Origin of the sequence: Rheinheimera sp. KL1, from assembly GCF_001275035.1 — a bacterium.
Lineage (GTDB): Bacteria > Pseudomonadota > Gammaproteobacteria > Enterobacterales > Alteromonadaceae > Pararheinheimera > Pararheinheimera tangshanensis.
In genome coordinates this window covers 1-21,521 of sequence record NZ_LAMX01000033.1, presented here as the reverse complement: position 1 = coordinate 21,521, position 21,521 = coordinate 1, and the positions used below count along the sequence as shown (strand labels likewise).

The following is a 21,521-nucleotide window of genomic DNA, read 5'->3' as shown; positions in this document are numbered from 1 at the left end:
GACAAAAAAGCCCGGTGCAGACAGACTCTGTACCGGGCTTTTTATTGAGAAGCTGCAGCTCACTCTGACTTTTGAGTTTTTTGATACAACTTCAATTTGATAAACAGCTCTTCCACTTGGGTTCTGGCCCATGGCGTTTTGCGTAAAAACGTCAGGCTGGATTTAATGCTGGGGTTGTTACTGAAACATTTCAGCGGTATTTGCTTTGCTAAAGGCGCAAAACCGCCATGCTGTTCAAGCAACAGCTCCAGAATTTGCTGCAGGGTGAAACCATGCAGCGGGTTATTGTGTTGTGGCTGATTTGGGGCTTGGGTTGCCATAAGGACTTTGCTCTGTCGTCGCTAGAGGCCGGAACTGGCCGTGGTAGTTTTCATCGTCTGTGCCAATCATCAGCGCGGTTCCTGGGATCAATGGGCTTGGGCTGGCCAAAGCTTCGACTTTAAAACCATCGATTTGCCACAGTACAGGCCGTTCAGCCATTAAGCTAATCGGCTGTTTTGTTGACGGATTCACCAGTGCCAACGGATACACAGCACTGGTAAAAGGGCCGTTATCTGAGCTATCAAGTACAGCGCTAGCCCAGAGTACGTCAGCTTCCAGATGTAAGTCGGCTATCACTCTGTTGTAGTTACGGCTTTTCACCGCAGTCGGGCCTGTCACCTGAATTTTCTGGCTATTCCACTGCAAACTGGCTGCCGCTATGTCCAGTTCGCCCCATTGCAAAAATCCTGCAGCTGTTGCTGAACCACGTTCACCTAAAATCACCAGATAACGGTTCACATCTTTTTTCGCACAGGCCAAACCTTCAAAGTTATCGCCATCCTGCTCCGGGCTGCTGTCACGCTCAACAGGTAATTCGAAAGTGTTCAGCACCTGCGCATAGGTAGGGAAGACTTTGATATGAAACAGTCGGCCGAACGAGCCTTGCCAGGTGCCACTTTCTGCTATTAAAAACTCACCATTTTGGCCCGGTAAAGCACAGATAGCTTCTAAATCGTTAGACGCCTGACCGGCTGGCCAGTTAGTGACAAATAAGTTCTGTGCTGTCAGTTGTTGATCCTGATTCAATTGGATCAGCGTTAACCTGTCACCCTGGCGTTGAATTTTTTTATCCTGTACCGCCAGATAATGGTTTTGGTCCAAAGCGGCTAAACCACTGATCGCAGGTAAGGCGGTTTGAGTTTTAGGCCGGTACGGCGTGTACCAGCGTGGGTCAACCGGCATTTTAAACAGCAGTGGCGACATACGTTTAAATTTATCGGTATGGGTGCCGCACTGAATATTATCGCCGTAGTGTTGTTTCCACGGGTCGTTAATTAAATACACTGTGCCGTTATGAATAGTCACTGCTTCCAGCGCTGTTTGCACCAGTTTGTCGTAGGCAGGGCAAAGGCCACTGTCATCTGTACTGACATAAAAACTCAGCTTTTGCACAAAAGGTGGAATGCGGTTGGTTAAATCAAACACCCATAACTCATCGTCATTCCGAGCCACAGCAACTAAATAACCGGGATGGCCTAAAATCGGACTAGGTAAAAACTCAATACCATTAATAGGATGATCGTTGTCATCCAGCACAGGTAAAGTCAGATTAGCGTCTATCACTTTGACAAAGTTATCGCGTAGCCAAAAGTCCTGAGTTAAACGGGTTTTAAATAATCTGGGTTTATTGACCATGTCTTGTTCGAGCGCCAGATATAAATTCTGGTGGTCATCCACAGCTAAACCTTCAATACCGTCATTCGGAAAATTACCTACTTTGGCCTCCAGCGGAAACTGCACAGGTCGGATTGCCACAATTTCGGCACGGGTTAAGGCACTGTCGACCTGAATTTTTAACAGCAGAGTAGGGTAAGCCGTCGAGTTGGACTGATTAAACTTTTTTGCACACTCATTACTCAACTGATAAGCCGACGCATCTTCTGTCACTGTGATTAAGGTCGTGTCATCCAGCCTGTCCCATGTCAACGCTTCTAAATCGGGCTTATCTGCTAAATAGTTGTAAAAGCAGCTGCTTTTTAAGCTGTCTGCTACTGTGATTTGAATCGGCTGAGTAATAGCTGTGGCAGTGTTGGGGTCGATACGGAACAGCTTCATCCGCGTGCTTTCATGAGCACTTTGATCACCGACCACCACCAGCTCTCCTTTTCGGAAGGTGACGCCTGAGGTTTGAGGGTCGAGTAAGGTTTGTTTTTCTATATCGGTAAGCCATTGGCCTGTCAGAGCCGTTTCTGCATTCAGATCCCCACTTAAGCCAGCAAGCAGCACTATAGTGAACAGGGATTTGGATAAATTGATCACAGTCGTCGATCCATAATTCAGGGCACATTCAGATGGCGCCTAACATACGATCTACCGGACTATTTCGCTAGCGAAACCCGATAAAAACGCATTATTCGCCGAAAAAAAATACAATCAATTGAGGAATAGCAGAGGATGAAAAGAAAAGCCACAGAAAGGCAGTGCTAATCTGTGGCTTTTCATCTGTATTAAGTCCTCACCTGAATCACTACGTCAGATGAGAGCTCATATCAATAGGCTTGTTCGTGAACGTCCCGCACTGCACGACCTGAAGGGTCTGTCATTTGCGCCATTTTCGCATCCCAAGCCAGAGCTTCAGGCGTAGAGCAGGCGACCGACTTACCGCCAGGCACGCAGGATATTGCGCCAGGATGAGGGAAGTGCTCTTCAAAAATGACACGGTAGAAATAAGCTTCTTTGCTATCCGGCGTATTGACCGGGAAGCGGAAAGCGGCAGTAGCCATTTGTTGATCCGACACTTCTTTTTCGGCATGGGCTTTTAAGCTATCAATCCAGCTGTAACCAACGCCGTCTGAAAACTGCTCTTTTTGACGCCATAAAATTTCGTGCGGTAACAAACCATCAAAGGCCTGGCGCAAAATGTGTTTTTCCATTTTGCCTTTGCCACACATTTTCGCTTCAGGATTTAACCGCATGGCGACATCCATAAAGTGCTTGTCGAGGAAAGGCACGCGGGCTTCAATACCCCAGGCTGACATAGCTTTGTTAGCGCGGTTGCAATCGAACATATGCAAGCGGTCCAGCTTACGTAAGGTTTCTTCGTGGAATTCTTTGGCGTTTGGCGCTTTGTGGAAATACAAATAGCCACCAAAAATTTCGTCAGAACCTTCGCCCGACAACACCATTTTAATCCCCATGGCTTTGATTTTACGGGCCATTAAGTACATAGGGGTTGAAGCGCGAATGGTGGTGACATCATAGGTTTCGAGGAAATAAATCACGTCGCGCAGTGAATCTAAACCTTCCTGCACAGTAAAGAGCACTTCGTGGTGCACTGTGCCTATGGCATCCGCTACTTTACGCGCGGCCACTAAGTCAGGTGAGCCTTGTAAACCCACAGCAAAAGAGTGCAGGCGAGGCCACCAGGCTTCGGATTGACCATCATCTTCCACGCGATTACGGGCAAATTGCTGAGTGATAGCCGAAATCAGTGACGAATCCAAACCACCGGAGAGTAACACGCCATAAGGCACATCGGACATTAAATGGCTTTTTACGCTTTGCTCCAGAGCAGCGCGCAGTTCGCCTAAATCAGCCGGGTTGTCTTTGACCGCATCAAAACTTTGCCAGTCGCGCTGATAGTACTTCACCAGTTTGCCTACTTTGCTATCAAAATAGTGACCAGGTGGGAATTCCTGCATTTGTTTACAGACAGGCACCAGAGCTTTTAATTCAGAGGCCACATACAGCTGACCGTGCTCGTCGTAACCGTAATACAGCGGAATAATACCGATATGATCACGGGCAATCAGGTAACGGTTTTGCTCTGCGTCATACAGAATAAAAGCAAACATACCTTGCAGCTGATCAATAAAGTCAGCGCCGTGCTGTAAATACAAAGGCAATATCACTTCACAGTCCGACTTGGTCTGGAACTGGTAGTCGACGGTTAAGTTTTTCTCTAAATTTTTGTGATTATAAATCTCACCATTCACTGCCAGAATGTGATTTCGATTTGGATTAATCAGGGGCTGAGCGCCATTTTCAGTATCTACAATCGCCAGACGCTCATGCACTAAAATTGCATTGTCGTTGTTCCATACACCCGACCAGTCTGGTCCACGGTGGCGTAATAACTTAGATAACTGTAGCGCCTGCTGGCGCAAGGCTTTAACATCAGTCTTGATGTCAAGCACCCCGAATATCGAACACATGATGGGTAACCTCTAATTAATTATTTAAGCGTTTACCCTAAGTTATTGGCGTTGCAGAGAGGCGACAAGCGAACGAGTCCCCATGAACATAGTTGTCCTATGTGATTGGGGCGAGCGAACGCAGGCAACAAAGCAGCAGCGTCAAGAACGACGGGCAAACAGATTTTGGCAGTATGTACGTCTATACGTACTCCTTGAATTTGCCAGCTTACGGGAAAATTGCAAGAGGTTTTTCGTGCTTTTTACAGGTAATTGCTACGGTATGGTTTCAGTACAACAAACGGTTTTTTCTTATTCATGCAAAAAAACAACGTAAATTCGCGATTCACAGCACCGCTGGAATGGCAGCCAGAGCTTTTTGCTGAGCCCGGGCTATTCAGCGCTTTAGCCGCTATTTTTCCTTTAGCAGAACAAACAGATTTCCCATCCCCAGAACTGCTGACCTTATGGTTACATCGCTATACCGCATTAAAAAATTGGAGTTTTGTCGATAGTACAGTGCTGGACCAGGATGGCCGGTACTATGAGGACTTCATTTATCAAAGTCAGCAAATTCCAATGCGTGCCAACAACTGGCATGACTTTTTTGGCGCTTTAATCTGGTGTTTATTTCCTCAAAGTAAAAAGTTGATGAACCAGTTGCATGTGGCGCAAATTCAGCAATTTGGCAACAAAGAACGCACTAAGGTACGGCATAAATTAACCCTGCTGGATGAGTGTGGTGTGCTGCTTTGTATCAAACCATCACAGCGTTATCTGCTGGATTTGCTGCGCGATCAGCAATGGATACAAGCTTTTTATCAACATAAAGCCCAATGGCAAACACTTACGCCGCTGATGTTTGGCCATGCCAACTATGAAATGGCGACTAAGCCTTTTATTGGTTTAACAGGCAAATTATGGTGTATTGAACTACCGGAACATACAGCGTTGCCTGAAGGTATAAAAGGTTACAATTTTGTTGATGAATTATTGGCGAAACAGCTTGTGTGCACAGAACTGTTACTTGATAATCAACAGCTTAGTCCGTTACCTTTATTAGGTGTTCCGGGGTGGTACAAAGAACAGGGGCTGGCTTTTTACGCCGACACCAGCTACTTCAGACCAAAACGACATACCTGATAGATCTAAAGCAACAAAAGAGTCAGCAGGGAATAAGGCATGATAAATATAGAAGCTTTGGCTAAATCTTTTGCCATCAGCCGTGGCCAGAAGTTGTCAGATAGCGAAAAACAAGATGTGCGCTACAGCAAAGAGACATTTCATTCGGTTCGTAATGTCAGTTTTGAATGCGGCTCTGGCGAAGTATTGGGCTTATTGGGCCCTAATGGCGCTGGTAAAACCACCACCTTACGTATCCTTTCTACGGCGTTGCAGCCAGATTCAGGTTCTGTGCTGATTGAAGGCGTCGATGTATTAAAGCAGCCGATACTGGCGCGGAAAAAAATTGGTTTTTTATCCAGCAGTACGGGCTTGTATGGCCGTTTAACGGCTTATGAAAATATCGCTTATTTCGCCCGTTTGCATGGCATGAGCGAAACTGCATTAAAACAGCGTATCGAAGAGCTGTTCACGCTGCTTAATATGCATGATTTTGCCAACCGCAAAGCGGACGCTATGTCCAGCGGTATGAAGCAAAAAACCGCCATAGCCCGCGCCGTAGTGCATTCGCCTAAAGTGGTGATTTTGGACGAACCTACCACAGGCCTGGATATTATGACGACCCAGACGGTGTTGGACTTTATCCGTAGCCTGAAACAGCAAGGCACGCCGGTCATCTTCTCCACTCACCATTTAGATGAAGTGGCTTCTTTATGTGACAGGGTGGTGGTGATAGATAAAGGCATCAGCGCATTTTCCGACAGCTTTGATGTATTTAAAGCCTTAAGTGCGGACGGTGACTTACGCCAGTCTTTTATGAATGTGATTCATCCGACAGGACAAAACAGGGAGTACAACTAAATGTGGCAAGTCTATTTAAAAGAGCTGACCGAATTACTCCGCGATAAAAAGACTATGTTTTTTGTTATTTTGCTGCCGATCCTGGTGTTCCCTGTGCTGTTTGGCATTATGGGGCTGGTGGTTGCCAATGTAGCTAAAAATGCCGAAGCTGAAGAGCACAGGTATGTGATTATCAACGCCGATAAAGCGCCAGAGCTTGCTGAAGCTTTGTTTTATCATAAAAACTTTAAAAAAGTAGAGTCGGACCTGACTGATCCTGAAGCCTTAAAACAGGCGATTCGCGACGATAAATTTGATTTAGCTATTATCATTGCCGACGATTTTAGTGCGGAAGTCAGCAATATAAGCCAAAGTAAGTGGACTGTGATTTACAATATGTCGTCCCAGTTGGATATGATTGATAGATATTTCAATGAGTTGCTGCGAGATTATAGCAAGAAGCTGCAACTGGCCAAGCTCGATAGCCTAGGGGTCGCAGCAGACAAGGTGGATGCCTTACTGCAACCTGTGAAGCTGGAAAAAGTAAATACAGCGGAAAGCCGTGAAAACTTAGGTGAAAAAATCGGTGGTTTTGTCGCTTATATCCTGATCCCTTTGTGTTTAATCGGTTGTTCTTACCCAGCTGTTGATATAGGTGCAGGCGAAAAAGAACGCGGCACTTTAGAAACCTTATTAATATGCCCGATCAGCAGAACCTCTATCGTGTTAGGTAAGTTCCTGACCGTATTGACCACAGGGTTGGCCTCGGCTCTTATTACCGTCAGTAGTTTTGGTGGTTGGGGTTATGTGATTGGATCGTTAATGGGCGTGGATATAGTGGCTAAAACCATGTCAACTTTAGGTGTAGCCGACTTGCTGTTGATCCTGATGATGCTAATTCCATTGTCAGCCATTTTCGCAGCTTTACTATTATCGCTCTCTATTTATGCCCGCAGCTTTAAAGAAGCACAAAACTACATAGGCCCTTTGAGCATGATTGTGTTTATGCCGTTGATTGTTGCTTTAATGCCTGGCGTAGAACTAACCTGGGCTATGGCGATGCTACCTATTGCTAACGTGGCTTTGGCTATTAAAGAGCTGATTAAGGGCACTATGGATATCGGCATGTTAGTAGTTATTTTTGGCTCAACAGTAGTGATAGCAGGGGCTATGCTGGCCTTTTGTGTCAGCTGGTTCCAAAAAGAAAAAGTATTGTTCAGATAACACGGCAAATCCTCTTTGCTGTGGGGTGGGGCTTGTCTCCACCCTAAGTCTGTCTGATTTAATATAGGGGCGTCGTTTATCGGCGCCCGTCTCGTTTCTGGACATATGTAGTCATTAAAGCTGCAGCTTTAAGTGCAAAGGTGAGTTTGATGAAGTTATTTGATGCACTGGTAAATCCCTATAACGGAGTTTACATAGGCCCGGAGCAACTGCCTGATACGCTGGCCGAATTTGCTGCTCGCCTGGCCGCCTCTGTCGACGTATGGCAGCATCAGCACGCTTTAGTCTGGCTTGAGATACCGGCACGCCGTTCAGAATTCATTGCTGCAGCTGTTGCCTTTGGTTTTAGCTTTCATCACTGCGCGCCAGACCAACTGATGTTATGCAAAAAGCTACAAGCCGATAGCTATTTACCTTTAGCCGCGACTCATAGCATTGGGGTAGGGGCAGTGGTGTTATCCGCCGCTGGCAAGGTGTTACTGGTGCAGGAAAAACCACTGCCGGGCAAAAGCCCTGGTTATTTTAAATTGCCAGGCGGCATGGTGGATGCCAAAGAGCATCTGGCAGACGCTGCAGTGCGTGAAGTGCAGGAAGAAACCGGAGTAACAGCCCGTTTCGACAGCTTTTTAGGGTTACGCCACCATCATCAGGGCCAGTTTGGCGCATCGAATTTGTATATGGTATGCCGCTTAACAGCCGAAGAAACAGAGCCTAAACCAGATCCACGCGAAATACTACAAGCCCGCTGGTTCGACTGCGCTGACTACCTGGCCGACCCCAACGCCAGCCCTTACAACAAGCTTTTGGTACAAACGGCCTTAACTGGTGCGCGACTTGCCAGTCAGAAAGTACCGGGTTATATGAAAAGCCCTGACGAGTATGAGATTTTTATGGGGTAGGGTTAGATTTAAAGGCCTTTGGTTCAAAGGCGTTATCAACCAACAGTTGAGCTATAGTGTTCGAAGAGTTAGGCTATTCACATTATGAAGGTGGAGTAAAAAAATGTTAAGTATCCAGATCGACAATCCAGAACTGGAAGCCGAATTAAAACAGGCATTTGGCAGTGATCCGCAGTCTGTAGTTAAAGCTTTTGCAGACTTTGTACAGGCAAGAGGATTAGCCGACGATATTCAAACTTCGATAGCAGAGTTAGAGCAAGGCAAGGCACTCAAATCCGCTGACGTGTTTACATCTATTCGTGCAAGGTATGAGTAACTTACAACTGATTTTTTCGCCACGCGCAAAAGAGCGTTTGTTACAAATTGCTGAATACCTCTCTGGTCAAGGGCTAGAAAATGCCGCTGTTATTGAATACTTGAATCAGTTTGAATTGTGGTTAAATAAAGTTCTGCTCTAGTTTCCTGAATCAGGTATTGAACTCCAAGAATATGGAGCAGGGATAAGAAAGGTCTGTTACAAGAAGTACAGCTTGGTTTATCGCGTTACATCCTTTCAAATAGAAATTCTGACCGTTTTTCGCGAGAACCTGCCTTAAGTTTTTGTTTGGCAGTGATCCACAAAGTACAAACAGAAGCTTGTTATGTGCTGCCATAAAATGGCTATTCCTGTATTAAATGGATCGCCTGCTGGGAAGGCCGCTTTTATCCATTCTATTGTTGGAGCCAAAAAGCAAAAGGCATCCGAATTTACCCCCAAGGCCATAGGCTGCTGAACGCCAGATACAGCAATTATCCGGTTAACTGAGCGTCTGGTATGAGCGAATAGCAGACATCCATAACCTCCTAATAATCGCAATGAGAATAACTGCTATACCTTAATTGCGAACATTCGTTTTTTCGTGAGATTACATCAATGTAGGTTAACCGATACCACTTCTAAATTATCGACTCTTGCATGCCATTTCGCTGCATGAACACTCGACCCGGTTAAGGCTAGCACCGGTAGCCTCGGCGTTATAACCGACCATTTTTAAAGTAAAAGAGCTGCCTTTGCAGCTCTTTTAAAGGGGCATCGATCACAAATGAAGCTAAACAGCGAAAATCGCAGCTTAGAAGCGGTAAGTTGCGCCGAGCTGCCAGGTAAATGGTTTGTAATTCAGGCTGCTAAATTGTGCTTTGGTTTTTTCATCTTCCAGCGTACCGGATTTACTACCGCTATGGCGTAACTCAGTATGCACAGACCAGTTTGACGATAAACGATACTCGAGACCGGCAAAGCCCTGATAGCTGAAATTGCCACTGTTGGAGTAAGACGTTTCGACACCATTGCGCTCCAAATCAATATCAATTTCCTGGATCCAGCCAACACCTATACCAACATAAGGCGTTAGGCTGCCCCATGGTTCGAAGTAGTACAGACCGTTCAGATAAATAGTGTTCGAGGCATAATTACCATCCGGGTAAATGTCTTTACCCACCATGGTTTCACTATCATTGCTGCGATATTCCCACGCAACTTCGGCGGCAATGTTGGCGTTGTAGCGGTAGCCGAAGGCACCGCCCAGCACCAGACCTTTTTCCAGCTCCACATCAATTGGCGCCGTTGCCGTCTTGCCGGTCACATCGTTCATGTAGCTGATACCGGCATAAGGTTTGACATAATAGTGGGCGGACTCGGCCGCCTGTGCTTGCGCCATCAGTGCTGTCAGCACAGTGAGGGCAGATAACAGGTAGGTTGTTTTCATGATGTTCTCTCCAGTCAACTAGTTGTTTTTTATTACCACTGCAATTTAAAGCCCAGCAGAATGATCGATTCGCCATCCTCGACCACGTCAAGGCCGGTGCGTTCGTTAAACTCGGCTGAGCTGGGATTGTCAGAACCTAACAGGTTGATGATATCGACAAAGGCCACTAGGTCAGTCCAGCTGTACTGGCGGCGATAGTCGGCGCGGAAATTCACCGAGCTAAAACCGTCAAACCGGTCGATATTGCGCGTAGTAGTTTCTTTGGAATACCGCAGTAAGCCACTGTCCGGTAACACGTTTTGGTTGATGACAAAGCCATCACGCGGGGTGCCGGACGCCCATTTCCAGCGCGCGGAAAAACTCCAGCGATCATCGAGCTCATAAATGCCGCCGAGTTGAACAAAATGCGGCCGGTTAAAATCGGCCACGTAATACGCCGTGTCTGCCGCATCTTTGACGCGGGATTTGTTGTAGCTGTAATTGGCCTGCAAAGACCAGCCATCACTGAAGCGTTTCGTGGCTACCGTATCAACGCCCCAAGAATAGCCCTCGCCGGTGTTGCGCAGCGTTTGCTCAACGCCATCCTGTTTCACCAGCAAATCACTTAATTGCTGATAGTAGGGTTCAAACAACAGCTCAATATCGCTGGTCAGCGCATATTTCCAGCCGACGCTAAGCTGCACTGTGCGTTCGTTTTTCAGGTCTTGGTTGCTGTTATCCGCCGCCAGGTCGTCAAAGGACGGTGGTTGATAATAAATGCCGGCCGTGGTGGTCATTTGTAAGCGGTCGGTCACCAGCCAGGACGTGCCAAAGCGTGGCGACACCAGATTTTCATCGGTGATGCCATCGCGCTCCAGCCTGGCACCGGCACGGAAATTCCAGTCGCCGAAATCGACCGTTTGATTGACATAACCTGATGCATTGGTCGCGCTGCTACGAAACAAACTATTGGTATTGTCGGGCGTAAGTACGATGTAGTTAGCATCAGCAGGCCGACTGTCGTCACGATCATAGACATAACGGATCCACTGCACGTCATTCAGACGTTGCTGGTATTCCACATCAATGCGTTGCAGCATCAGGCCACTATCGAGCTGGCCAAAATCGTTAAAAGTGACAAAGTCCGACCGCCAGCCGTATTCACGCTCATCAATGGAAGAGGACAAAATATTCTGCCGCACCGGCACCTCGCCGCCAGCAGAGGCTAGATAAGGCATGGCTTCGCCAATCGAGGTGGTTTGGCCGAAATCACGGATGTAAACCCGGTTGGTCCACTGCGAGTCAGTGCCAATTAACTGAGCATAACTAATCGCCAATAAACTATTGTCGGCTTCCGAAGTAGCCAACTCTAAATCTTCCCAGTTGCCCGGATCGTCTTCGTCGGACGCCAGTGCATTTTCCAGGTTACGCTCAAAAGTTTCCGGCGCGTAAATCGCCAGTACATTGAGCTTGCCGTCCGTACCGAATTTAGTGGTGGTTTTGACGATGATATCGGTCAGTTTTGGCGTGCCGATGTCTTCCACGCCGACCGTTTCAAACACCCGGCCAAAATCCAGCCGGCGGGCGGAAAACAACAGCGAGGTATCGTCATCCAGCCGGCTTGGGCCATCATAACCAACTTCCAGACCGGATAAATCCAGCCGGGTAGAATAGCTGGCGCTGTCATTGTTGCCTTCTGCCACATTGAGTTTTAACAAAGACGCTGCGCCGCCACCATAAGCCGGGCTCCAGCCGCCGGGCTGAAATTCTGCGCCGCCAATCACATTGGGCGCAAACACCGAAAAACGCCCACCGCCTTCAATGTCTTCTAAATCACCAAAAGAGTCGTCGAAGTGCACCACCTTTTGAAACGGGATCTCATCGACCAGAATCAGGTTGTCTTTCGGGCCACGTCCTCGCACGGTAAAGCTGGAAAATTCGCCACTGGAGAATAAACCAGGCAGTCCATCCAACGCCCGCAACACATCGCCACCACTTGGACCGCACTGGTGAGATTATCCCCGGTCAGATAGCTGGTACCAGCCGAGGCATTTTGATCCAGCACCCGCTGTGAACTGGTGACCTGAATGCGTTCAATGCTATCAGTTTTGAGTAACTCCACCGCGATAGGGGTAGTTTTGTCCTTGCTGACCCGTAATGTCGGTTCGACAAACAGTTGATAACTGCGGCCGCTGACGCGCACCTCATACAAACCAACCGCTAGGCCCTCAATTTTCACCCGCCCCTGATCATCGGTGGTTTTACTGACTTTCTGGCCGTCACGGCTCTGCAAGCTAATCGCAGCGCCTACGACTGGTCTGGCGGTTTTGCCATCTAGTACTTGCACTGAGACTGCACCATCACCTGCTAACTGTGCGGCAACCACGCTACCCGGCAGCGCAAACGCGCAGGTTAGTAACCAGGTTGCATGGTGGTGGACGTTTTGGTCCGTTGTTTTATTTTCATGCTCCATTCTCCATCATCTGAAACTTCAATCCGGTGATTATGGAACACGCCTTGTTACTGACCACTTACGGCCAGATTAATAAAAGTTAATAAAACAAGCCGGAGAAAGATGACGAAAACTTAATGCAGACTCCACTTTCTGTTAAGCCCATTCCCGTCATACTGAACTTATCTTTTTCTTACAGCAGGACCTCGCAGATGGCGAACCACATTCCCCGTAAAACGATACTGATCACCGGTGCCAGCTCCGGGATCGGTAAAGCCACGACGCTGGCCGCAGCGGCGGCGGGCTGGCAGGTGTACGCCTGTGGCCGTGATCAGCAACGCCTCGACGCTTTAGCCCAGCAAAGCGCCAACATCACCACCCTGGCGTTTGACTTAACCGACCGCACTAGTTGCCTGTTAGTGCTGGGTAAACTCAATGTCGATGTGGTGCTGCTCAATGCCGGGACCTGTGAATACATTGATGTCGAACATTGGGACAGTGAGGCAATTAAACGGGTCTTCGATGCGAACTTTTTCTCCGTCGTATACTGCGTCGAAGCCTTATTACCGAATCTGACTTCGGGGAAACAGCTGTTAATGGTCGACTCACTGGCCAGGTTACTGCCGTTTACCCGCAGTCAGGCCTATGGTGCCAGTAAAGCAGCATTGTTCTATCTGGCACAGAGTCTGGCGGTTGATCTCGGCTTACGCGGCGTCATCGTCAAAACCCTATCGCCGGGTTTTGTCGCAACCCCGCTAACGGCGAAAAACACTTTTGCCATGCCGATGCAAATTACTGCAGAGCAAGCAGCGCAAGCCATTCTCGCGAGTATCAACCAACGCGGCGCGGCTTTTTACTTTCCACTGATTTTTTCGGGGATACTGCGCCTCTTGGCGCTTCTGCCATTATCCTGGCAGCGTAGTTTATGCAAACGCCTGAAGCAACAAGACATTTAGGGGAGGGCTATGAAGTTACCCCGCTATTCGCTGCTCTATAACGTGGTGCTGTTTCAAGTGCTGTGGTTCACCGCAGTGTTGGGTACCAATCAGTATTTGTTTGGTGTCATGCTGTTACTGGCACTACACTTGTTCTGGTGTACCAACCGGCGCGCAGAGCTGTTTTTACTGCTTACCGCTGCTGCGGCCGGCATTGTCTGCGATAGCATCATGGCTATGGCTGGGGTTTACGTCTTTGCGTCCGGTACGCAAACGCTGCCTATTCCCTGGTGGTTAATCGGGCTTTGGTTGGGGTTTGCCGCGACCTTACGTCACAGCATGGCGCCACTGATGAAAAAACCGGTCTTGTTCTCCGTGCTGTCAATTGTGGCTGCGCCTTTAAGTTACCTGGCCGCCGCGAAGTTGGGTGCTGTTGAGTTCCCATTAGGTCAGTTGACCACTGCCCTTGTCGTAGGCCTCAATTGGGCAGTACTCACGCCGCTGTTGATTGGCTTAACCCGCTATAGCGAGCAGTTGAACCCGCCGATCATTACCCAGCAAGCTGGCGATTGATAGGAAAGCGCAATTCACAACACAGGCCGCCAGCGGGATGGTTAGCAAAGCGCACTTCCCCCAGATGCACCAGCATAATGGCATTCACCATGGCCATGCCAAGGCCAAAGCCTGGCGTGGTCCGGCTGCTCTCAGCGCGGTAAAAGCGCTGGGTAATTTTGTCCATGTCAGTGGCTGAGATACCCGGGCCAGAATCCGTCACGCGGATGACACAGTCGCTGCCATCTTGTTGTAAATCCAGGTGAATCGAACCATGCAGCGGTGTGAACTTCACCGCGTTATCCAGTACATTGGCAATCGCCTGAAAAATAAGATCTTTATCACAGACCGCTGTCAGATCACGGCACTCGCAGCTAAATTGCTGGTACCGTTCTTCACAGAGTGGCGCATACAGCTCAATCACATCCTCGACAATCACGTGGACCGGCTGTCGCGCAAAGGCGCTGCATTGCTGGCTGTTTTCCAGTTCCGCAATCCGCAGCAAGCCGGCAAACATCGCCAGTAAATGATCAACATCGGTGACCAGCGTTTCTTTTAGCGCTTGGGGCTGCACCGGGTCTAATTTGGAGCGGATGCGGGTTAATGGTGTGCGCAGATCGTGGGCAATATTATCGGAGACGGTTTTGATGGCATGCACCTGCTGCTCTAGTTCGGCGAACATCCGGTTCAGCGACAGCGACAACTTGCTAAGATCGTCCCAGGAGTTGTCAATCGGCAGCCGCTCGGACAAGCGCCCAGTATCAATGATGCGATCAGCAGTTTCCGAGATGCGGTTAATCCGAGTGACCACGTAATAAGCCACGCCAAAGCTAATCAAGGAGATCGAAAGCAACAGCGCGATCATCAACCAACCAAAAGTACTGCCAACCCATTGCGCAATTTCTAAGTCATCAATATTACGCCCGACCAACAGTTCATGACCAGAAGCAAACCGATAGATCCGCGCCATCACATCATAATGCTCGCTGCGCAGTCGGGTACTCCGGCTGGAATGCTGCAAGAGCGCATTGGGGATCTCAAACATGATCATGCCGTTGGAGTAAGTCATTTCAATAGATGACGGCCAAAACGGAATATTGTGCTGCAGCAGCCCTTGCCCAGAATCACGCATTGCGAAAAGGTAGCCCTGGTCATCAGCTTGCAATGCGCTCAGATGCGAAGAGACAGCATCGATGCCCGCTAACTGTTCCAGTTGTTGAAACTGCTGCATTTTGACGTCAATCGCAGCCTCAGACTCACGCAGGAAAATGTCGTTGTTGGTTAATACCACAAAGTAAAACACAAAAAAAATGCCGACCAGCACCATAGAGCTAAACAATAAGCCGATAAAAAATGACGAGCTGGCGGTAAAACGGCGAATGGCTCGCATTATTTGTCCTGCATCCGGTAACCGGCGCCGCGCACAGTTTCAATCAGCGGGCCGCTAGAGTGCTTCTCGATTTTTTGTCGCAGTCGGCTGATATGCACATCAATCAGGTTGGTCTGCGGGTCGAAGGTATAATCCCAGACGTTTTCCAACAGCATGGTGCGGGTTACCACGCGGCCTTTATTGCGTAGCAGATATTCCAGCAAACGAAACTCACGGGCTTGCAGCTCAATCCGTTCGCCCGCGCGGTTTACCTCGCGGGATAGCAGGTCCATGGTTAAATCGGCACAGCTTAATGTGGTCGTTTGTTGCGTCGATTGATGTTTACGCTGCGCCATGATCTCCACTCTGGCGAGCAATTCTTCAAAGGCAAAGGGTTTAGTTAAATAGTCGTCAGCGCCGGCGCGCAAGCCGCTGACCCGGTCTTCCACCTTACTTTTTGCCGACAAAAACAACACCGGGGTCAGAATATTGCAGGCTCTGAGCGTATTGATAATGGTCATACCATCGACATGTGGCAGCATCCGGTCAAGGATCATCACATCGTAAGGCTCTGTGGTTGCCAGAAACAGGCCTTGCTTGCCGTCAGCAGCCAAGTCGGCGGTATGCCCTGATTCTTTGAGTCCTTTGACGATATAACTGCCCACTTCACTGTCATCTTCAACCACTAAAACCCGCATACACTTGATCTCTTTGTTGCGCTATCAACATGAATCATACGCAATAAATGACCATCGCAACATTAAATCGGCGTAATGTCCGCAGCAGGCGCCCGAGTGTTTTCATTGTCTGTATGTTGTCGCTGCATGAAAATGGTCACTTCAGCAAAGGTAATACCGAACTTGCGAATATACGAACGATTCACCAGCGTTTGACTGTCAAATGCCCACATCCAGTCCTCAAATTTAACATTGTAGGTACTGTCATCGACCGGCAAGTCCATGTGATAACCCCAATACAGCGCATTGCCAAAACTTTGTCCACGCGCAGGGCCAGGGATATCGTTGGCACGGCCATAAAACTTGTTGTTTGCCTGAGGTTGAATGGTCCAAACCCGATGTTTCACGCCATCACCCAAACCATAAAAGAACGTCTCATCTAAGGTTAAAACCCCATTTTGATAATCGCCTTTGATGGTGACAGTAAAGCGTGACACTACATTGCCACTGCGGTTTTGGACGATGCCCCAGCCTTTCACTTCACCGGAGAAAAACCGGACTATATCGAGCTGAGGTTGCTGCGTCTGATACGGCTGACCGTCAATGCGTAAACCACAGCCGGATAGCACTAACAGGGATATCAAAAGCAGCCATTTCATGATTGTTCTCCGAGGAGTTGTGCCCGCAGTGTCGGTTCAGAAGTCGCTTCACTGAGCCAAATATTAAAAAACCAGGTTGAAAACAGGGGGGCGTTGACCTCGGCTAACGGCAGACCATCAAGATAAAAGCGAGTTATTTGCTGCTGGTCAACCACCCCCATTAGCCGGGTACCGTTTTTGACATTGGGGAATATGCGACTGAGTTGCTGGTACCAGCGTGCTAAGGTTGCTTCGTCAGTGAAGCCTTGTTTACGGATCTCTTCAATAGAACGTTTGGCAATGGCCTCGCCGTCCAAATCACGCAAGTAGCTTAATTCCAGCGCAAACGGCGCGCTAGCCTGCCACTTCCCATCGGCTGCATACAGTCTGGTGTCATAAACATCCCAAAACAGGTAAGTCATCCGGGCTTGCCCTACTAGCTTCGCCTGTGGCACCCACTCGCTTATACCCACAGCAGTTGCCGCTTGCGCACCGTAACTGATACTCAGGAGCAACATGGTGATGTAGAAAGGTCGCAATAATGTTGCATTTGTCGCTGTCATAAAACCCTAAATGACTATTCTGGTCTGTGGACAAATTATGCGCGAAATGACAATCAAACCAAGTTACCATTTGGTAATGTTTACACATTAAAATTTCAGAAAATGCGGGTAAGGGGCAGCTTTTATCTGTGCCTGTTTTTCAAACACCGATATATCGATACTTCTGCTCGTTAACCTGTGCTGCCTTTTTTACTGCTCTCGAATTCATCAATATTGGAAATACATTAATGTCCGCTTTCAGTGAAAAGCGCCGATTCAATCGAATCTCAGTGAGTTTCCGCTTCTGGCACAAAGTGACGATTAAGCAGACCTCTCGATACTCTCTACACCACCAGCCAGCCGACTCACCCTATCAGGCTATTTTTCAGGCAAATTCGCACTGAGACACATAGCTTGGCATCATCTGCATCACTGCTTTATTTCTGCCACACCCTTGCCAGAGCCAGCTCGTTCATAAACACTAGTGCTACTGTTTTTAACGGACTATCGGCGCTTTATGATTAGCTTGTTGTATGCCCATCCTTATGCCCGCCATGCCAGGCTGGAACAGATGATGCTTAATGCAGTTCAGCATTGGCCCGGACTTGAGCTGCGCGATTTGTATCAGTTGTATCCTGATTTTTATATAGACGTGGCACTGGAGCAAAAGATGCTGGCCCACAGTAAGGCCATTGTGTTGCATTACCCTATGCAGTGGGGCTTGCCGCCGGCTTTATTAGTGCAGTACCTGCACAAAGTGTTTCAGTATGGCTGGGCTTATGGCAAAGATGCTTCTGCCGGGCCTGTGATGTCGCTGCAGGGAAAAGGCTTTTGGTTAGTTACTCATGCAGTCGCACCCCAGCATGAATTAGACCCTTGTTATCAGCAGACTATGTTCACACCTTTGCGCCAACTGGCTTTATCTTGTGGCATGGAATGGCAACAACCCCTGATGCTGCCCGAGTTAACCGACAGCACTATTGCCACAGAAGCTGCCGAATTATTCCGCTCTGGGCTGGAGCAACTTTCTTCGGCCATAACGCTGGACTAACAAAGCAGCACTAAAGGACTGATTATGCATCTTAACGTTCTGACTTATTTAATGATTTACCTGGCCGCTATGGTGCTGGTGGTGCCTTTAGCCAAGCGTTTTGGCCTTGGTGTGGTGCTGGGGTATTTATTAGCCGGTGTAGCCTTAGGGCCTGCTGGTTTCTCCATTGCCAGTAATACCGACGATATTAAGTTATTGGCTGAGCTGGGCGTGGTTTTGATGTTATTCAGCATAGGGTTGGAGCTGGATGCAAAAAAACTATGGGCCATGCGCCATCGAGTATTTTTGTTTGGCTCGATGCAGGTATTGGTCTGTGCTCTTGGTATAGCAGGCGCCACTTTTTTACTGGGTTTGTCTTATGCATTGTCGGTCTTTATCGGTCTTGCTTTAGCACTGTCATCTACCGCTGTTGCTGTACAACTGATGAAGGATCGCAATTTAATGGGGACTCAGACCGGGCAATCGGTGTTTGGTGCCTTGTTGCTGCAGGACATGGTCGCAATTCCGTTGCTGATTGGCATCAGCTTAATTGCACCTTCTGCGGATACCGCTGAGTTTAAAGCCTTACCTGCTTTGGCTGCTGTAGTCGCTGTTATTTTCACTGGCCGTTATCTGATTGGTTATTTGCTGCATTGGGTAGCCCATTATGGTTCGCGTGAATTGTTTGTTGGCCTGGCTTTATTACTGGTGATAGGGGTGATGGAGCTGATGACCATAGTTGGGGTCTCCGCAGGTTTAGGGGCTTTTATTGCCGGAGTGCTGCTGGCCAGTTCTGAGTTCCGTCATCAGTTGGAGGCTGATTTAGAACCCTTTAAAGGTCTGTTTCTTGGGCTATTTTTTATCACCATTGGGGCAAGTATCAATATGCAGCTGCTCAGTACACAATGGCCACTGATCAGTTTGTTATTGTTGTTATTTGTCGGATTAAAACTGCTGCTGTTGTATGGAGTAGCCAGGGTTATAAACATTGCAGCGCCGGAGCGATTAAGCTACGCCGTTTTGCTTGGGCAGGGCAGCGAATTTGGCTTTGTTCTGGCTGCTTTGGCAACAGCAGGGGCGCTGCTTAGTGCGACCGAAGGTGCCATGTTAAATTTATTAATCGCTTTGTCTATTGCCCTCTCGCCTCTGTTAATGAAAGCTCTGGATGTCTGGTCAGCCCGTCAGCAGCATACACCGCTGCAGAACACCAATGTTGAAGCTTCCGACAGTCCAGTCATTATTGCCGGTTTTGGCCGTTATGGTCAGATTATGGGGCGCTTGTTGTTGTCCAACGGCGTGGTGCCTACAGTGTTGGACCATGACTCTGACACTATTCAAACCATGACAAAATTTGGTTTCAAGGTGTATTACGGCGATGCGAGCCGGATGGATGTGTTGGAGGCCGCCGGCGCTGCGCATGCCAAAATTCTGGTGATTGCGGTGGATGACGTGCAGGCGATCAACGCTATTGTCAGCAGTGCGAAGCAGCATTTTCCGCATTTAATCCTGATGGCCAGAGCCAAAGATGTAGCGCATATCTATCAATTACGTCAGTTAGGGGTTGACCACATTGAGCGTGAACTGTTTGAAGCTTCGTTGCGTCAGGGCAGGGATGTATTAACTCAGCTAGGGATGGGACAGTATGAAGCCAAAGAGCTGGCGGACCGTTTCAGGGCTGCAAACTACCAGCTGATTGATAAAATGCAGCTGGTGCGTGAACAGCAGGACGAGAAAAGCTACATTCAGTTGCTCAGGCAAAGCCGGGAAGAGCTGCAGCGTCAGTTGGAACGAGAGAGCAGGGATGCACCGCAACGTTATCAAGGTGGATATTCATCTGCTGACCATCGAAAAAATACAAGTTAGCACCAGCATAAACACAGGCCATCACCGAGGGGGGGGGAGGCTCACTTCGTTGCCAGGTGCGCGACAGGCCTTAGTTTATCAGCGCTAAATGGTATAAAGCGGCAAGCTAAGTTGTTTGTAAATAGGAAACTCAAAGGGCTATACTGCCATCGTTATCTGATAACGGAGTAATTAGTTATTAATTTTCATGGATTTGAATTGCATTTACCCACGCTGTTGCTGTTAACTCTGCTGGTAAATGTGATGATTGGCTGCTATCTGGCGATGGTGTATTTGTTACGTCGTCATGACCAGAGTTTTCTGTTGTGGTCTGTCGCCTGTTTTGTTTTTGTCGCTGGTGGTTGCGCTGCCGGTGCAAGATACTATATCGACCAGCCTCTGATCACTTATCTGCTGGCCGATATTTTGTTACTGCTCTCTCCTGCTTTAGTGGTAACAGGGCTGGTTTTATTTTTGCGTGGGCAACTGAGCGCCAGATCCAAACAGCAAGTGGCTTTACTACTGACTTTGTACCTATTGCCGCTGAGTATGCTGTATCAGGTCAATAATGCTTCAACAGCATTAACCTCATTCAGCATTGCTGTGATCTTTATTTATGCCATAGTGCTTTTAAAAAAAGCCCGGTTAATCTCGGTTTTTCCTATTTATGTACTGCAATTGTTTTTTGCTGTGCACGCCCTGTTGATGTTATTTCAGTTTGTGTTGGTTATACCATTGATAGGCGAAGACTACAGAGCCTTTAGTTCACCTGGTTTGCAGTGGGTCTTGTTGGGGCATGTGCTTTTAACCACCAGTACAGGGCTGATGTTGCCTCTGTTGTCATTTTCTCATACTGAGAATCAGCTCCTGCGGCTGACTGAGCTGGATGATTTAACCCAGTTGTTGAACCGTCGAGAGTTTTTAAAAAGAGCTGAACAGGCTTTATTGCAAAACAGGCGACTGCAGTACAGTGTGGTTGTGCTGATGATTGATTTGGACCACTTTAAGCAAATTAACGATAGATGGGGGCACGCCATTGGTGATTTGGCTCTGAAAAAAGTGGCCGATTTACTTAAAGTGGGGCTTCGCACTTCAGATTTAATAGGGCGATTAGGTGGTGAGGAATTTGCGGTGTTAATGCCGCACACCAGCGCTGAGCAAGCATCTGCCATTGGTCAGCGTTTGTGTGAACGTATTGCGCATCATGCCTGGGAAATTGAAGCCAGACCGGTGAAATTAACTGTCAGCGTTGGGGGTACTAGTTGCGTTGGTGCCTTGCGGGATCTTAAAGAATTATTGGCCGATGCCGATCAGGCTTTGTATCAGGCTAAGGCTCAGGGGCGTAACCGTATCGTCTTTGGCTCAGAGCATATCTGAGGTTTAATCTGGCGAATAAAAAAACGGCCAACAGGCTAATGCCAGTCAGTTAAGCTGACTGGCATTATTTTTTGTACGCATATTTGCTGGATTTCCTTTTGATTTGCCTTGGATAACTTCGCT

21 protein-coding genes are annotated in these 21,521 nt (G+C 48.2%); 11 read left to right on the top strand and 10 right to left on the bottom strand.

Features of this window, described 5'->3' with window-relative positions:
• Positions 1-59: 59 nt before the first annotated feature.
• From WH43_RS18100 to asnB, 3 genes are all read right to left on the bottom strand, one after another.
• Positions 60-320, bottom strand: coding sequence for a VF530 family DNA-binding protein (locus WH43_RS18100; protein WP_053425967.1), 261 nt, complete (start codon positions 318-320; stop codon positions 60-62).
• A complete protein-coding gene (locus WH43_RS20960; protein WP_286050002.1) occupies positions 283-2,301 on the bottom strand; it encodes a hypothetical protein in 2,019 nt (672 codons plus the stop codon). The genes WH43_RS18100 and WH43_RS20960 overlap by 38 nt, the downstream gene beginning before the upstream one ends.
• A 230-nt stretch (positions 2,302-2,531) precedes the next feature.
• Positions 2,532-4,196 (bottom strand): asparagine synthase B, encoded by a 1,665-nt coding sequence (gene asnB, locus WH43_RS18090; protein WP_053425966.1) that lies wholly within the window; start codon positions 4,194-4,196, stop codon positions 2,532-2,534.
• Between the two features lie 297 nt (positions 4,197-4,493).
• Between asnB and WH43_RS18085 the strand changes: the two genes are divergently transcribed.
• From WH43_RS18085 to WH43_RS20955, 6 genes are all read left to right on the top strand, one after another.
• A complete protein-coding gene (locus tag WH43_RS18085; protein ID WP_053425965.1) occupies positions 4,494-5,318 on the top strand; it encodes a DUF3025 domain-containing protein in 825 nt (274 codons plus the stop codon).
• A 39-nt stretch (positions 5,319-5,357) separates the two neighbouring features.
• Positions 5,358-6,158, top strand: a complete 801-nt coding sequence (locus WH43_RS18080; RefSeq protein ID WP_053425964.1) for an ATP-binding cassette domain-containing protein — start codon at positions 5,358-5,360, stop codon at positions 6,156-6,158.
• The gene (locus WH43_RS18075; protein ID WP_053425963.1) at positions 6,159-7,361 is read left to right on the top strand and encodes an ABC transporter permease; all 1,203 of its coding nucleotides are present in this window, start codon (positions 6,159-6,161) and stop codon (positions 7,359-7,361) included. It abuts the gene before it with no gap.
• 149 nt (positions 7,362-7,510) lie between these two features.
• Positions 7,511-8,260 (top strand): NUDIX domain-containing protein, encoded by a 750-nt coding sequence (locus WH43_RS18070; RefSeq protein ID WP_053425962.1) that lies wholly within the window; start codon positions 7,511-7,513, stop codon positions 8,258-8,260.
• A gap of 103 nt (positions 8,261-8,363) precedes the next feature.
• Positions 8,364-8,576 (top strand): hypothetical protein, encoded by a 213-nt coding sequence (locus WH43_RS18065; RefSeq protein WP_053425961.1) that lies wholly within the window; start codon positions 8,364-8,366, stop codon positions 8,574-8,576.
• Positions 8,569-8,718, top strand: coding sequence for a hypothetical protein (locus WH43_RS20955; RefSeq protein WP_286050001.1), 150 nt, complete (start codon positions 8,569-8,571; stop codon positions 8,716-8,718). The genes WH43_RS18065 and WH43_RS20955 overlap by 8 nt, the downstream gene beginning before the upstream one ends.
• 651 nt (positions 8,719-9,369) lie before the next feature.
• Here the strand turns inward: WH43_RS20955 and WH43_RS18055 are convergent.
• The 3 genes from WH43_RS18055 to WH43_RS18045 are packed head-to-tail and all read right to left on the bottom strand — an operon-like array spanning position 9,370 to position 12,457.
• A complete protein-coding gene (locus tag WH43_RS18055; protein WP_053425960.1) occupies positions 9,370-10,005 on the bottom strand; it encodes an outer membrane protein in 636 nt (211 codons plus the stop codon).
• Positions 10,006-10,037: 32 nt separating this feature from the next.
• Entirely contained in the window at positions 10,038-11,969 is a 1,932-nt protein-coding gene (locus WH43_RS18050; protein WP_082335854.1) for a TonB-dependent receptor, read from the bottom strand.
• Entirely contained in the window at positions 11,876-12,457 is a 582-nt protein-coding gene (locus tag WH43_RS18045; protein WP_053425958.1) for a carboxypeptidase-like regulatory domain-containing protein, read from the bottom strand. Before WH43_RS18045 ends, WH43_RS18050 begins: the two co-directional genes overlap by 94 nt.
• Before the next feature lie 191 nt (positions 12,458-12,648).
• On the opposite strand from WH43_RS18045, the gene WH43_RS18040 reads away from it, so the two are divergent.
• Together WH43_RS18040 and WH43_RS18035 are read left to right on the top strand one after the other, a co-directional pair.
• Positions 12,649-13,392 (top strand): SDR family NAD(P)-dependent oxidoreductase, encoded by a 744-nt coding sequence (locus WH43_RS18040; RefSeq protein WP_053425957.1) that lies wholly within the window; start codon positions 12,649-12,651, stop codon positions 13,390-13,392.
• Positions 13,393-13,401: 9 nt separating this feature from the next.
• Entirely contained in the window at positions 13,402-13,944 is a 543-nt protein-coding gene (locus WH43_RS18035) for a DUF2878 domain-containing protein (RefSeq protein WP_053425956.1), read from the top strand.
• On the opposite strand, the gene WH43_RS18030 is transcribed toward WH43_RS18035, so the two are convergent.
• The 4 genes from WH43_RS18030 to WH43_RS18015 form a co-directional block, all read right to left on the bottom strand.
• Complete coding sequence (locus WH43_RS18030; protein WP_053425955.1) at positions 13,922-15,313, bottom strand: sensor histidine kinase; 1,392 nt, start codon at positions 15,311-15,313, stop codon at positions 13,922-13,924. The two genes, WH43_RS18035 and WH43_RS18030, sit on opposite strands and share 23 nt — an antisense overlap.
• On the bottom strand, positions 15,313-15,990 hold the full coding sequence (locus WH43_RS18025) for a response regulator transcription factor (protein WP_053425954.1): 678 nt from the start codon (positions 15,988-15,990) through the stop codon (positions 15,313-15,315). Before WH43_RS18025 ends, WH43_RS18030 begins: the two co-directional genes overlap by 1 nt.
• Positions 15,991-16,052: 62 nt before the next feature.
• Positions 16,053-16,628 (bottom strand): DUF3833 domain-containing protein, encoded by a 576-nt coding sequence (locus WH43_RS18020; RefSeq protein ID WP_053425953.1) that lies wholly within the window; start codon positions 16,626-16,628, stop codon positions 16,053-16,055.
• Positions 16,625-17,170 (bottom strand): chalcone isomerase family protein, encoded by a 546-nt coding sequence (locus WH43_RS18015; protein ID WP_152342896.1) that lies wholly within the window; start codon positions 17,168-17,170, stop codon positions 16,625-16,627. Before WH43_RS18015 ends, WH43_RS18020 begins: the two co-directional genes overlap by 4 nt.
• Positions 17,171-17,666: 496 nt before the next feature.
• Between WH43_RS18015 and WH43_RS18010 the strand changes: the two genes are divergently transcribed.
• The 3 genes from WH43_RS18010 (at position 17,667) to WH43_RS18000 (ending at position 21,398) form a co-directional block, all read left to right on the top strand.
• Positions 17,667-18,200, top strand: coding sequence for an NAD(P)H-dependent oxidoreductase (locus tag WH43_RS18010; RefSeq protein ID WP_053425951.1), 534 nt, complete (start codon positions 17,667-17,669; stop codon positions 18,198-18,200).
• Positions 18,201-18,224: 24 nt separating this feature from the next.
• Positions 18,225-20,042 carry a monovalent cation:proton antiporter-2 (CPA2) family protein gene (locus WH43_RS18005; protein WP_053425950.1) on the top strand — a complete coding sequence of 606 codons (1,818 nt, stop codon included), beginning with the start codon at positions 18,225-18,227 and terminating at the stop codon, positions 20,040-20,042.
• A gap of 198 nt (positions 20,043-20,240) precedes the next feature.
• The gene (locus WH43_RS18000) at positions 20,241-21,398 is read left to right on the top strand and encodes a GGDEF domain-containing protein (RefSeq protein ID WP_053425949.1); all 1,158 of its coding nucleotides are present in this window, start codon (positions 20,241-20,243) and stop codon (positions 21,396-21,398) included.
• Positions 21,399-21,521: the final 123 nt, after the last annotated feature.

Excerpts from the sequence above, each read along its gene's own strand:
- WH43_RS18100 (WP_053425967.1), bottom strand. The coding sequence starts at position 320 with ATGGCAACCCAAGCCCCAAATCAGCCACAACACAATAACCCGCTGCAT.
- asnB (WP_053425966.1), bottom strand. The coding sequence starts at position 4,196 with ATGTGTTCGATATTCGGGGTGCTTGACATCAAGACTGATGTTAAAGCC.
- WH43_RS18085 (WP_053425965.1), top strand. The coding sequence starts at position 4,494 with ATGCAAAAAAACAACGTAAATTCGCGATTCACAGCACCGCTGGAATGG.
- WH43_RS18080 (WP_053425964.1), top strand. The coding sequence starts at position 5,358 with ATGATAAATATAGAAGCTTTGGCTAAATCTTTTGCCATCAGCCGTGGC.
- WH43_RS18075 (WP_053425963.1), top strand. The coding sequence starts at position 6,159 with ATGTGGCAAGTCTATTTAAAAGAGCTGACCGAATTACTCCGCGATAAA.
- WH43_RS18070 (WP_053425962.1), top strand. The coding sequence starts at position 7,511 with ATGAAGTTATTTGATGCACTGGTAAATCCCTATAACGGAGTTTACATA.
- WH43_RS18065 (WP_053425961.1), top strand. The coding sequence starts at position 8,364 with ATGTTAAGTATCCAGATCGACAATCCAGAACTGGAAGCCGAATTAAAA.
- WH43_RS20955 (WP_286050001.1), top strand. The coding sequence starts at position 8,569 with ATGAGTAACTTACAACTGATTTTTTCGCCACGCGCAAAAGAGCGTTTG.
- WH43_RS18055 (WP_053425960.1), bottom strand. The coding sequence starts at position 10,005 with ATGAAAACAACCTACCTGTTATCTGCCCTCACTGTGCTGACAGCACTG.
- WH43_RS18045 (WP_053425958.1), bottom strand. The coding sequence starts at position 12,457 with ATGGAGCATGAAAATAAAACAACGGACCAAAACGTCCACCACCATGCA.
- WH43_RS18040 (WP_053425957.1), top strand. The coding sequence starts at position 12,649 with ATGGCGAACCACATTCCCCGTAAAACGATACTGATCACCGGTGCCAGC.
- WH43_RS18035 (WP_053425956.1), top strand. The coding sequence starts at position 13,402 with ATGAAGTTACCCCGCTATTCGCTGCTCTATAACGTGGTGCTGTTTCAA.
- WH43_RS18030 (WP_053425955.1), bottom strand. The coding sequence starts at position 15,313 with ATGCGAGCCATTCGCCGTTTTACCGCCAGCTCGTCATTTTTTATCGGC.
- WH43_RS18025 (WP_053425954.1), bottom strand. The coding sequence starts at position 15,990 with ATGCGGGTTTTAGTGGTTGAAGATGACAGTGAAGTGGGCAGTTATATC.
- WH43_RS18020 (WP_053425953.1), bottom strand. The coding sequence starts at position 16,628 with ATGAAATGGCTGCTTTTGATATCCCTGTTAGTGCTATCCGGCTGTGGT.
- WH43_RS18015 (WP_152342896.1), bottom strand. The coding sequence starts at position 17,170 with ATGACAGCGACAAATGCAACATTATTGCGACCTTTCTACATCACCATG.
- WH43_RS18010 (WP_053425951.1), top strand. The coding sequence starts at position 17,667 with ATGATTAGCTTGTTGTATGCCCATCCTTATGCCCGCCATGCCAGGCTG.
- WH43_RS18005 (WP_053425950.1), top strand. The coding sequence starts at position 18,225 with ATGCATCTTAACGTTCTGACTTATTTAATGATTTACCTGGCCGCTATG.